The organism is Vibrio sp. 10N.286.52.C3 (assembly GCF_041468865.1).
GTDB classification, from domain to species: domain Bacteria; phylum Pseudomonadota; class Gammaproteobacteria; order Enterobacterales; family Vibrionaceae; genus Vibrio; species Vibrio crassostreae_C.
The window spans coordinates 49,467-60,952 of sequence record NZ_JBFRJM010000032.1; the positions used below are offsets into that span (position 1 = coordinate 49,467).

General features: G+C 43.5%; 10 protein-coding genes and 2 pseudogenes. 3 read left to right on the plus strand and 9 right to left on the minus strand.

Features of this window, described 5'->3' with window-relative positions; all coding sequences use genetic code 11:
- Positions 1-133: 133 nt before the first annotated feature.
- Complete coding sequence (locus AB4138_RS13830) at positions 134-1,822, minus strand: NAD-dependent malic enzyme (RefSeq protein WP_372306416.1); 1,689 nt, start codon at positions 1,820-1,822, stop codon at positions 134-136.
- A gap of 183 nt (positions 1,823-2,005) precedes the next feature.
- On the opposite strand from AB4138_RS13830, the gene AB4138_RS13835 reads away from it, so the two are divergent.
- Both AB4138_RS13835 and AB4138_RS13840 read left to right on the plus strand, forming a co-directional pair.
- Complete coding sequence (locus AB4138_RS13835) at positions 2,006-4,384, plus strand: helicase-related protein (protein WP_372306418.1); 2,379 nt, start codon at positions 2,006-2,008, stop codon at positions 4,382-4,384.
- 203 nt (positions 4,385-4,587) lie between these two features.
- Complete coding sequence (locus AB4138_RS13840) at positions 4,588-4,965, plus strand: transporter (protein ID WP_372306421.1); 378 nt, start codon at positions 4,588-4,590, stop codon at positions 4,963-4,965.
- A gap of 166 nt (positions 4,966-5,131) precedes the next feature.
- Here the strand turns inward: AB4138_RS13840 and AB4138_RS13845 are convergent, their stop codons facing one another.
- Entirely contained in the window at positions 5,132-6,235 is a 1,104-nt protein-coding gene (locus AB4138_RS13845) for a phosphoribosylaminoimidazolesuccinocarboxamide synthase (protein WP_372306424.1), read from the minus strand.
- 327 nt (positions 6,236-6,562) lie between these two features.
- Positions 6,563-6,970, minus strand: coding sequence for a SulA-like leucine-rich domain-containing protein (locus AB4138_RS13850; RefSeq protein ID WP_372073740.1), 408 nt, complete (start codon positions 6,968-6,970; stop codon positions 6,563-6,565).
- A 113-nt stretch (positions 6,971-7,083) separates the two neighbouring features.
- On the opposite strand from AB4138_RS13850, the gene AB4138_RS13855 reads away from it, so the two are divergent.
- Complete coding sequence (locus tag AB4138_RS13855; RefSeq protein ID WP_372306427.1) at positions 7,084-7,311, plus strand: hypothetical protein; 228 nt, start codon at positions 7,084-7,086, stop codon at positions 7,309-7,311.
- Between the two features lie 27 nt (positions 7,312-7,338).
- Here the strand turns inward: AB4138_RS13855 and AB4138_RS13860 are convergent, their stop codons facing one another.
- The 6 genes and pseudogenes from AB4138_RS13860 to AB4138_RS13885 all read right to left on the minus strand — a co-directional run bounded on the left by AB4138_RS13860 (position 7,339) and on the right by AB4138_RS13885 (position 11,286).
- Complete coding sequence (locus AB4138_RS13860; RefSeq protein ID WP_017059767.1) at positions 7,339-7,527, minus strand: hypothetical protein; 189 nt, start codon at positions 7,525-7,527, stop codon at positions 7,339-7,341.
- Between the two features lie 165 nt (positions 7,528-7,692).
- Positions 7,693-8,130, minus strand: a pseudogene (locus AB4138_RS13865) (hypothetical protein); the annotation flags it as partial.
- A gap of 80 nt (positions 8,131-8,210) precedes the next feature.
- Positions 8,211-8,778, minus strand: a pseudogene (locus AB4138_RS13870) (tetratricopeptide repeat protein); the annotation flags it as partial.
- Positions 8,779-8,935: 157 nt separating this feature from the next.
- Positions 8,936-9,604: an OmpA family protein gene (locus tag AB4138_RS13875; RefSeq protein WP_372134003.1), complete on the minus strand. Its 669-nt coding sequence runs from the start codon at positions 9,602-9,604 to the stop codon at positions 8,936-8,938.
- Positions 9,605-9,703: 99 nt separating this feature from the next.
- Positions 9,704-10,393 carry a DUF2786 domain-containing protein gene (locus AB4138_RS13880; protein WP_017059769.1) on the minus strand — a complete coding sequence of 230 codons (690 nt, stop codon included), beginning with the start codon at positions 10,391-10,393 and terminating at the stop codon, positions 9,704-9,706.
- Positions 10,394-10,602: 209 nt separating this feature from the next.
- Positions 10,603-11,286, minus strand: a complete 684-nt coding sequence (locus tag AB4138_RS13885; RefSeq protein WP_017059770.1) for a DUF3334 family protein — start codon at positions 11,284-11,286, stop codon at positions 10,603-10,605.
- Between the last annotated feature and the right edge of the window lie 200 nt (positions 11,287-11,486).

Here is an 11,486-nt window from a genome sequence, read left to right on the forward strand (position 1 = left end):
GCTCGATAATACCAAATAAAAATGAGAAAAATCAGTTAAAAAGACAAGACAGTTTAAAGAAAAAAGCCCCTGCAATTGCAGAGGCTCATATAAGAGTCGTTAACGCTCTTTATTCCAAGCGCAGTACGCTTTATTAGAATGCCGTGCGCTTGTAGCGACGGTAAACTGGCTGCCAGAAGTGCTGGTCAATCGCTTGTTGCAGTGCTTCTTCAGTGATCTCTAGAGCAACGCCCTGTTCAATCGCCTTTTTACCTACCGCAAGAGCAATTTTCTTAGATACCGTGTGGATCTCTTCCAATGGTGGAAGTAGAGCACCTGTGCCATTGATTGCTAGTGGAGAACACGTAGCAAGCGCACGGCTTGATTCCATCAACATTTCATCAGTGATACGTGACGCATTCACAGCCAATACACCAAGGCCAATGCCTGGGAAGATGTAGCTGTTGTTACACTGAGCGATTGGGTAAGTGGTGCCGTTATGAGTTACTGGCTCAAATGGGCTACCTGTCGCAACCAGTGCTTGGCCATCAGTCCAACGAATAATGTCGTTTGGAGTTGCTTCAACACGGCTTGTTGGGTTAGACAGTGGGAACACGATAGGGCGTTCACAGTGTAGGTTCATCTCTTTGATGACTTCTTTGCTGAATAGACCCGGCGCCCCAGATACCCCAACCAATACGGTTGGTTTAGCGTGACGAACAACGTCTAGTAGTGAGAAGCCAGTGCCATCGCTTTCCCAGTCTTTAGTATTTGCGTTGGTTTGAACTAGGCGCTGTTGGAAATCAAGCAAGTTCTGCATGCCTTCCTGTAGCAGACCCCAACGGTCAACCATGTAAACTTGAGAGCGTGCCTGTGCATCGCTGATACCTTCAGACACCATTTGAGCAATGATAGCTTCAGCAATACCACAACCCGCAGAACCCGCACCCAAGAAGGTGATACGTTGGTCTGAAAGTTTGCTGTTTGCTGCTTTACATGCTGCAAGTAGAGAACCTACTGTTACTGCAGCTGTACCTTGGATATCATCGTTGAAACAACAGATGCGATCTTTGTAGCGCTCAAGCAGTGGCATTGCGTTCTTTTGTGCGAAATCTTCGAACTGAACTAATGCATCAGGCCAACGGCGTTGAACCGCTTGGATGAACTCTTCAACGAATGCATCGTAGTCAGCACCCGTAATACGAGGATGACGCCAGCCCATGTACATTGGGTCAGCAAGACGTTGAGGGTTGTTAGTACCCACATCGAGCACGATTGGTAGCATGTAAGCTGGGCTGATACCGCCACAAGCTGTATAAAGTGCTAGCTTACCAATTGGAATACCCATACCACCGATGCCTTGGTCTCCCAAACCAAGAATACGCTCACCATCCGTAACCACGATAACTTTAACGTTGTGGTTTGTCGCATTATTCAGTAGGTCATCGATACGATCGCGGTTCGGGTATGAGATAAACAGACCACGGCCACGACGGTAAATATTTGAGAAGTTCTCACATGCTGCGCCAACTGTTGGCGTATAAATGATAGGCATCATTTCAGAGATGTGGTTTTGAACTAAACGATAAAAAAGCGTTTCATTAGTGTCTTGGATGTTACGAAGGTAGATATGCTTATCCATATCACTTTCGAAGTTACAATATTGTTTGTATGCACGTCCTACTTGCTCTTGGATTGTTTCGGTTGTTTCCGGTAACAAACCTTCAAGGTTGAAAGAACTGCGCTCTTCAGCAGAGAATGCGCTGCCTTTGTTTAGAAGAGGTGTACTTAGTAGAGCAGGACCAGCATAAGGGATATATAGAGGGCGTTTATCGTTGTTCATTGGATGCCTAATATGGGAGAAAGGGTAACTAAAAAATGATAACGGTTTAGTTATTCAATTGTAAATAGTTTCTCCGCGATCTGAGCAAACAAAATGATATTCTTACCTCTGTCCCACACTTATCGAATTTCAACACGATAATTCGTTATACTTTGCTCACACTTTTTCGCTACTCGCCATTTTATGTCATTACTTCCCATCGATGCTTATCAAAACGTATTCCACGAACAAATCGCTAATTCTCACCTTGTCGTAGAGGCGGAAACCGGATCAGGTAAATCAACGCGCCTGCCACTTTGGGCCTCTCAACATGGACGAGTGTTAGTGGTGGAGCCAAGACGCATCGCGTGTACATCACTGGCTAAATATCTCGCGCAGCGATCAGGCGAGAAGTTGGGTAGCAAAGTGGGCTATGCGATTAAGCTTGAGTCGGAATACAACGAGCAAACTAACGTTGTTTTTGTGACGCCCGGTATCGCGCTGCGTTGGTTATCAGAAGATGGATTAGCTAGTTTTGATGTGATCGTGGTGGATGAGTTTCACGAGAGGCGCTGGGACATTGATCTGCTGGTGGCGATTCTGAAACAAAAAGAGAGCCATCGCTTGGTGATCACTTCAGCAACCATTGAAGGGGAGCGTCTTGCTGATTACTTGGATGCGAATCGAATTAGCTGCGAGGGGCGAACTTATCAAGTTGAGATTGAACACAGAGCGAATGAATCCAGAACACTGCCTGATAGTCGACATCTAGGGCAGCGCATCGTGGAAGAAGTTAATCATCAGTTGATCGCTTCTTCTGGCGATATGTTGGTTTTTCTACCGGGTAAAAAAGAGATCGTGCAATGCGAACAAGCCTTAGCGAAAAATCCAGATATCCAAGTTGTTAAATTGCATGCGTCGGTCAGTGATAAAGAGCGAGATTCAGCGTTATCGGGTCGTAATATCAATACTGAAGGTAATGGTTTGAGAAAGGTCATCCTTGCGACCAACGTTGCAGAAACCTCATTAACCATTCCTGACATTGGCGTGGTGATAGATTCAGGATTAGAGAGACGCACCGTTCAGCGTAATGGCAGAACCACACTGATGCTTAAATCCATATCACGAGCGAGTGCCAAACAGCGAGCTGGCCGCGCGGGTAGGGTAATGGATGGCGTTTGCGTGCGTCTATATGGTGAACATGCGGCGTTAGAGTTAGTCACACCGCCTGAATTGCAGCGTGAAGAGCTGACTGAACCTATGTTGGCCGCAGCATGTTGTGGATCTCCGCTTGAGAGCTTGTCCTTCCTTGACCCTATTCCAGAGAAATCACTCAACAGTGCAACTCAAACCTTGCTGACGATGGAAGCGATTAACGCCGACCATCAAGTTACCGAGCATGGTAAAAAGCTGTATCCGTTGCCGATTGATGCTTTGTATGCCGATATCGTTACTCGAATCAAAACCAAAGCATTAAAAGAGGCGATGGTTGATCTCACTGCGGCGCTGTCCGTTCCTGCTCGCTTGTATCAGTTACCAAACAATGCAGAACATCTTGAAGCGCTCGCGCAACAAGAGAAGGAAGGGTGTGATTTAAGCCTGTTGATTCAGATTGTGCGCGGTCGAGAATATCCGCATTTAGACATCGACCAACAGGCTCTGAATGAAGCTCAAGGATTGGCGAAGCAAATGCGGGAGGTATTTGAACTTCCTCAGCTAGAAGTCGCGTCACGTTTCCAACGCATTGAATTGCTCAAGACCATTGTGAATCTGCATCCTGAACTGGTGTTTGTGCGCCGACTGAAAAGGAAAGAAGCCTTTGCCAATGGTGTTTTAGAAGTGGTGCTCGGTCGTCAGAACCGTTTCCCTGATAATGCACAAGCGATGTTGGTGTTGGATACTCACAGCTTGCCGGGAAGAGGCGTTAAGCAAACACTGACCTTAGCGACGGTCACGACACCCATTCCTCTTGAGCTTCTCATTGATGCTGAACTAGGAGAGTGGGAGCAAGGTGAAACCGTTGTGAATGATGATGGTGTTTTTACCGAGATGGCATTGGTGTACGCAGGCCGCACGATTACAACCAAACTCGTCGCCGCTGAAGGGCAACTATCGTTAAAACCTATCGTCGACCTTGTGTTAAATGGAGAGCAGCTTCCCGGTTTTGCAAAGGCTCGCACTCAAGAAATCAAACACTGGCAGTTGTATGTGAAACTTGGTCTCGATGAACAAACTAAATACACACCAGAAATTGAGAACATTAACTTTGAGCTATGGTTTATAGAGCAGCTTGAAGTACTAGGTGTTACTGATGTCAGCGAATTGGAAATGTTCGATCATGCAGACATACCGTTCGATGGCATTCCAACTTGGCTCTACTCAGAATTTTCGGAAAAATACCCGTTTGCATTGAGCCTTGCCGACTTGCAACTCGATGTCGAATACTTGCCCGCAAGAAAGCTGATTTACGTCCATTATCAGTCGGGTAGCCGAAAGTTATCGCCAAAACGTTGGGAGCTACCGACATGGTCTGGCTGGCGTATTCAGTACAAAAAAGCGAGCCGAATAATTGATATCAAATAGATGGATAAGTTTTATCTCTAAAATATTAATCAAATAGATGCATATATGATTTTTCAGTGCTTATTTTGTTACAAGTTTGATTTTTATATGCCTTTTTAACCAATCAAAAGGTCATAAAAGACTATTCTTCTATATCCTATTGCTATAAAGAAAGAGTTGATAGATATTGAGTATATTGTGTTGCCAAAGTGTCGGGGGACATCATGGATAAACAGGAAGAGACGCGTGTAGAGTTCGATTACACAACATTTCTTGGCGCCTCATGCAGTAAAAAATGGACTTTTCTGGAAGCACTCACCACAATTGCGCCAGTGTTCAGTACCGTCTGGCGAGATAGCATTAAAGAGCTAGCAAGCCCTGAAGATCGTTTATGGCAGATGGCATTGAAATCAATGTCGACGCGTAAAAGTGATGAGTCGAACATTGTTACCTTACTCAAGCTTGCTAAGCTGGAAGGGATCAATGAGCTTAAAGTAGTGATGCCATATTCACTTGAAAAAGATCAGATCGAGTATATTGAATCGCGCAGTCATTTAGTGATTGCGGGTAATTCTGGAGAAGAGTTCACGATTAAGCTGTAACTTCAGCTCGCCTATAATCTCTCTCGAGGAATAGTAAAAACGTACACGTAAAAAGGGCCTCAAATATTGAGGCCCTTTTAGTATCTAAAACTTGAGTCTACGAGCTTATTAGCTTTCGAGCTTTTTATTTTGAGATTAAGCGATTAAGCAATTAGCAATTAAGCGACTAGTCGATTAGACCATAGTCAGCGCGCAGTACATCGATGATCTCTTGCTTAGGATTTTCGCTCAGTACGATCTCCGCACCTGTGATTTTCGCTGCGATATCAAGGTAAGTGCGAGACAGAGACATTAGAGAATCCAGTGGAAGTTCATTGTCACGAGCCAATGCTTCACGTTCTGGCATACGCTCTTTATTCAAAAGAATGTCGGCATCAGGGAAGTAGTTAAGCAAGAACTGACGGAAGCCTTCTTTTGAATTCTCAACGATGTTGCCGTTGTCATATTCCTGAGTATCCCAAATGCGAGATGAATCTGGAGTACCGACTTCGTCCATGTAGATAAGCTTTTCTTTGCCTTGAGCATCGTTGACGTAGCCAAACTCAAATTTGGTATCAACAAAGGTTTGGTCTACTTTTGCTAGCGCTTGGCTGATTACGTTGAAGCCTTCTTTAAGAAGTTTTTCGTAATGCGCGATGTCGCTTGCTTGAGTAAAGTTGAATGCTGCGAAGTTATCTTCGATGTTGTTGCGTGTGATGTTCACATCGTCAGCTTCTGGAACGCCAGGAATACCTTTCAGAATCCCTTTTGTTGAAGGCGTGATCAGTAGCTCAGGCAACTTCTTGTCTTTCTCAAGGCCTTCAGGCATCTCGATACCACAGAATTCACGTTCGCCGTTTGCGTATGCACGCCACATTGAACCAGTGATGTATTGACGACAAATCGCTTCGATCATAACTGGGCGAGCTTTTTGTACAATCCATACGAACGGGTGAGGGATATCAAGAATATGACTGTCAGCAAGTCCGTTGTCTTTAAACAATTTGAACCAGTGGTTAGAGATAGCATTCAGAGCCGCTCCCTTACCTGGAACACCTTTAAGATTCCCTTCACCACGCCAGATACAATCAAATGCAGAGATACGGTCACTGATCACCATGATTGCTAAAGGCGCATCTGGTGCTACATCGTAGCCTTTCTCTTTAATTAGTCGTTGGCTATCTTCTTCAGTTAACCAGTAGACCGAACGAACCTTGCCACTGTGGACAGGTTTATCAGTACGGATTGGTAGGTCATCATTTACGGCAAGAACTTGATCAGCAAGGCTCATTTAGACATTCCTATCTTTTATCAAACGTCATACAGAGAAGTGCGGTGTGCACATGATTAGACGGGCATTATACCCAATCTACTATTTGCTTCCAGAGAAAAAGCAAACGTTTGCTAAATCTGTTGTTTAAATAAAAACCCCCGCCTAACAATCCGCTAAAAAATGGGCGAATTGTAGGGCAGGGGAAGGCAGTATGTTTGGACTGTGTTTTGGCGAATTGTTTCTTAAGTTAAATTAAGTTTGTTAGCTAAAAGATTAAGCTATGTTTGTGGACCATGTTTTTGAGCCAACATGTTATTAAGCCAACATGTTATTAAGCAAGGTGGCTTAGTGAATACGCTCTGAATTTGCATCCATAAAGAAGACTTCACATTGAAAGCGTAACCCTAATGTTCTTAGGTACTGTTGGCTGAACTGATCAATCGATGCACTTGCAACAATCGCGCTCGCATTCTTAGAGCGGATTGCTTTCTCGACAGTCTCTACCTCAGTCATTTGATGAGAGGCTTTCATATGAATAACGCGGTCGCAGCAAACATTATGTTGCTTAAGCTGCTTAGCCGATGGTCTTGGTGTTTGAGCCGTAAACAGTAACCACTGATGTTGATTGGACAGCAACGCCATTCTTGCAAACAACGCTTCCTCGTTTGAATTTTTGCTTTTACGAGAAATTGATGTAAATGCGCAGTGAACTAGCGGGCTAGAGTGTTGTGCTTTAACGTGTGCTTGAATCATTTTGCTGTCCTTATATACATGCTGTATGTGTATACAGTAGTTTTAGTTGCTTATAAGATCAAGCGTTTTTTGCGGGATTATTGGACGATTTCGTCTGAGGTTATGGATGGTAAATGATTAAATCATTGAAAGTATTCGATAAATTAAATTTGAATGAATTTGCTGTTTTGTCTCATAAGTTGAAAAAATGTGAGCTTTATACAGTTGTATACAGTGGTTTGACAGAAAAGTACTGTATACACCTGTATAGAGATAGAGATAGAGATAGAGATAGAGATAGAGATAGAGATAGAGATAGAGATAGAAGATCTAAAACCACAGGCACAAAAAAAGCGCCTTAGGCGCTTTCTTATATTTCACGGTGTTACTTATCTCAATGTCGCTTGGGAGAGTTTTGCTCTCATTTCCATTTCACCAATATTGAACTGGCGAACATCAATGGTTGCAATATCATTGCACTCGTTACATGCATGATGACACTTACCATCTAGGTAGTCGTGCTTTTTAACTAGGCTTGGCTTTTTGCACCAATCACAAACGCCTTCTATTGTGAACATATTCTCTCCTCACCTGTTTAAGTCAGGTGTATTTTCGGCGCAAATTATGACACAAGTAAGACCCATTAGTTAATAGTTTGTTACCCGTTTTTGAGAGGGGGATCGATTGCAACACCAATAAAATCGATATCTTTGAGATCTAGGAAAATGAAGATGTGTGTTTGTTTACGGTTTTGTAACATTTTGTAAAATGGTTTTTAGCGCATTGTTCAAACGTTTCATTTCTTCGTCACATCCGTGACCATCTGGATGGTAGATCTTTGATAGCTGTTTGTATCGGATCTTGATGCTTTTCTGGTCGGGGATTGAGCTAGGTGTGTAGCCAAATAGCGCGCAGGCCACCTGCAAATTACTCAGACCTTTGCTGTTTTTCTGCTTCTTCAATTCGTGGAACATAGTGTGCAGCTGGCGTTTTTGCTGCTTAATCGTAAGGTCCTTCGAGCTAAGCTGCGCTTCAAGTGATTGTTGTTGCTGTCGCGAATCACCCGACTTTAGAGCTTGTCTTTTTCTTGAGATAACGAGCGTCGCAATAATGCTGATGATTGAAATCAACACGGCCAACGCAGCACCAATCATATAGTCAGAGCTAGTTAGGTTAGAACTGGAGAGGTTAGAGCGTGATGCTTGGTTAGATTGAACGTGCTTAGATACCCCCTGACTGGTGTCTATTTCAGAGTCGATGCTGTCATCGAGCTGTTCTATTGAAGAGATCTGTTTTGCACGTTGCTGGTTGAATTGTGCTTCCAAAATGCGGTTGTAGCCCTCTTCTGCTTGTGGATTATCTTTTAAGGCTGCTTCATACCATAGCTGCGCTTTATCTAATGGTTGAAGGAGGTCTTGTTCTAGCGAGGATTCGTAGAGTTTTGCTACCTCGATAGGTGCGCGCTGGTTACTTTGCAACGCCGCTTTAATAAACCATTCCAAAGCAAGCTTGTTACTTTGTTCAACACCTGTACCTGCCAAGTACCATTCACCCAGTCTAAATTGCGCGTTTGGGTTGCCGTTTTCTGCTGACTGCGTGTACCAATACAATGCATCACTGGTGCTAACAGGAACGTCGACACCCGATTCATAAGCTTGAGCCAATTGGTATTGAGAAACTGGATCTTGAGGTTGTGATTCTAGTGAAAATTCATCACTGCTTGCTGCGTGCACGAAATGTGTGGTGGACAGTTGAATCGTGGAAAAGATGAGGGCTAGAAATAGTGTTCTAAGAAATGATGATGACAGAATGTTGGATAGGATCAGCAAAAGATAAGTCTCGTAAAAAAGCCCAGAATCGATATGTCAGTATGAATACGCTTTATGGTCGTTGATTATTATTATCACGTTAAATGAGTAACATAACTGATAAACAACTATATAGAGGTTAATTCAATAGATAAAGATGGACTGGGCTTTAATCGTGCTACTTAAGCGGCAAGATTTGAATTTCTACGCGACGGTTACAAGCACGACCTTGAGAGGTGTTATTGTCACATAGAGGGTAGCGCTCACCGTTACCACGAGCAATAGCACGACCTGCAGCAACGTCTTGAGAGATCAAGAATGCACGAACAGATTCAGCTCGACGCTCAGAAAGGATTTGGTTCGTCGATTCGCTGTCAGTGTGACCTTCAATCACTAGGCTAGTGTCTGGGTATTCAACTAGGATGCGAGCAACGCTGCGAAGGGTATTGTGAATGCTTGATTCCAAAGCGTAAGAGCCAGAATCAAAACCGATGCCGTTTTCTAGGCGAAGTAGAAGTTGGTTCTCACCGACACGTTCAACTTGAACGCCTGAATTCATTAGCTCTTCACGAAGGGCAGCTTCTTGTCGGTCAAAGTAGTAACCAATACCACCACCAACAGCGGCGCCACCGGCAGCACCAATAAGTGCACGTTTACCACGGTCTTTAGAGTCACCAGTTGCAGCACCAGCAACGGCACCAGCGAGTGCACCAATTAGAGCGCCTTGAGTTGCAGAGTTAGTCTCAGATTCGCCAGTTGTCGCGTTTTGGCGTTGAGTTGCCTGACAACCCGTTAAAGCGATAGTAAGCGCTAGGGCTAGTGTGATTTTTTTAACGTATTTCTCCATCATGTACTTCTGTCAAACGAATGAATCCGAGTGACAAACATAGTCCTGTAAATCTTATTGATGGTTTTTATCAATACGTCGAAGCAATGTAAAGTGGCTCTATGATTTAGTTATCTTTTTAGCTGCCTGGGTACCGCCAACTGGTCGATTAACAGACAATTTACGACCTTTCTTCAAACCAACTTCATAATCGGCGGTGAGGTTTTTCATCGCTTCTCTCAGTTGCTGCTTGAACGTTTCACGGTCGATATTTTTGAATTCTTTATCAATGTAGTTATTGATCTTGTTGTTTGATTCGTCGTCGGGAGTAATGGTTGGTAGCTTTTCAAGCGCACCTTCAACCCAGCCTGAAACAAACGAGTTCACGCGGCGTGTCACTTCTAAGGACCCTGTGCCAGAGCCAGCAAAGCTATTTCTGAATTGGCCGGTGTGTTCATTCAGTTCACGATAAATGATATCGAAAGCGAACGCTGCGAAGATCGCGCGGTCGGCTTCACCAATGAACTCAACACGCTTGAGGCCTTTATGATTCAGCAATACGGCTTCTACGCCAAATTTGGTGTTGATACCGCGAATAACACGCAGCAGTGTAGAACTGATATTTGCAGGTAACAGGTGACTGGACTGAGTTTTCCCCATCTTGATAAATTCAATATCGTCTTTTTCGAGACCATATTTCAGCATCAAGTTATGCGCCATTTTTATCGCATTGGCAGCTTCATTGACGTTCGCAGAATTTCCAAGCTCAAGACACTTGGCAATTTTCTTTAGGGCTTTTTTCTTATCCATCGACAATTTAATCAGTACCGCAAATTTTTAAAAGTCCAACATTTTACATGTTTTCGCGGGTAACAGAAAGGCAAAACTGGTTTGATGAACAAGGAAGGCGGTGAACATTGAACTGCATGAGCCCAGTTGGCGGTAAAAACAAAAACGCCATCAAGCGTATTGATGGCGTTAGTGACACGTTTTTTCAATATGTCTAGAGCATTCGTAAACTAGATACCCAGTTCATCGAGTAGATCTGCCGCAGAATCATTGCCAGAGCTTTGAGCTGGCTTGTTCGCTTCTTGCATTTTTTTCTGAGTCGCCTCAAGAATGCTATCTGGACATTCGTCTTCTGCGATTTCAAATTCTTCTAATTGAATGAACTCAGTCTTATCCATCGCAAGCTCAAGGTAGAAGATGTTGTTATTAGCGGTAGAGAAGGTCACACGACGAGCTTGTGGACGGTCGAGATTGGTATCAACAGAAAGGTTAACTTGCTTGTTCAGAGCCAGCATTTTCGGTTGGTTTTGTGTGATGTTGGTTTGCAGCTCTTTGCGGATTTTATTGGTGAAATCGCCAACTAATTGGTTCATCAACTCACCCAATACATCACCCACTTCGTCTGAAGTATGAAGCACAGCAAGCTCGTTTTCAGGCATGCCCATATTGCGCATGTAATTGGTGTAGATCTCTAGCGCTGCTTTGGACGTAAAATTAATAACAACGAGACCAGAAAAGCCGCCGTCAAACAGAACGAAGCAACCAAAATCTGGCTTTAGGCTTGTCTTGTTGATCTTTTGAACCATGGCTGAATAGGACACCTGAGAAGCCGTCGCTGAAGTCAGTACGCTTGAGACTGATTGGCATAGTTTAAGAAGGATATCTTCAGTTGTGACTGTTTTGTTTTTTTTCATTGTGATGTGCTCGTGGAGATGTCTTAAACAAAATGTTATTCAGTATATTGTTACTGAATTAAGACGAAAGTGACTATTTCTCCATTCTTGCACTGAGATTCTGATTTGATCACCTTTTTATATGATCTTAATAGTAGTAAAGTGACGAAATTCAAAGAAAATTATTAAAAATCTCAGATAACCCAATGCTGATAGGATCA

Coding starts and splice junctions, on each gene's coding strand:
- AB4138_RS13880 (WP_017059769.1), bottom strand. CDS start 10,393: ATGGATAAGAAAAAAGCCCTAAAGAAAATTGCCAAGTGTCTTGAGCTT.
- AB4138_RS13875 (WP_372134003.1), bottom strand. CDS start 9,604: ATGGAGAAATACGTTAAAAAAATCACACTAGCCCTAGCGCTTACTATC.
- AB4138_RS13885 (WP_017059770.1), bottom strand. CDS start 11,286: ATGAAAAAAAACAAAACAGTCACAACTGAAGATATCCTTCTTAAACTA.
- AB4138_RS13840 (WP_372306421.1), top strand. CDS start 4,588: ATGGATAAACAGGAAGAGACGCGTGTAGAGTTCGATTACACAACATTT.
- AB4138_RS13855 (WP_372306427.1), top strand. CDS start 7,084: ATGATTAAATCATTGAAAGTATTCGATAAATTAAATTTGAATGAATTT.
- AB4138_RS13860 (WP_017059767.1), bottom strand. CDS start 7,527: ATGTTCACAATAGAAGGCGTTTGTGATTGGTGCAAAAAGCCAAGCCTA.
- AB4138_RS13835 (WP_372306418.1), top strand. CDS start 2,006: ATGTCATTACTTCCCATCGATGCTTATCAAAACGTATTCCACGAACAA.
- AB4138_RS13830 (WP_372306416.1), bottom strand. CDS start 1,822: ATGAACAACGATAAACGCCCTCTATATATCCCTTATGCTGGTCCTGCT.
- AB4138_RS13850 (WP_372073740.1), bottom strand. CDS start 6,970: ATGATTCAAGCACACGTTAAAGCACAACACTCTAGCCCGCTAGTTCAC.
- AB4138_RS13845 (WP_372306424.1), bottom strand. CDS start 6,235: ATGAGCCTTGCTGATCAAGTTCTTGCCGTAAATGATGACCTACCAATC.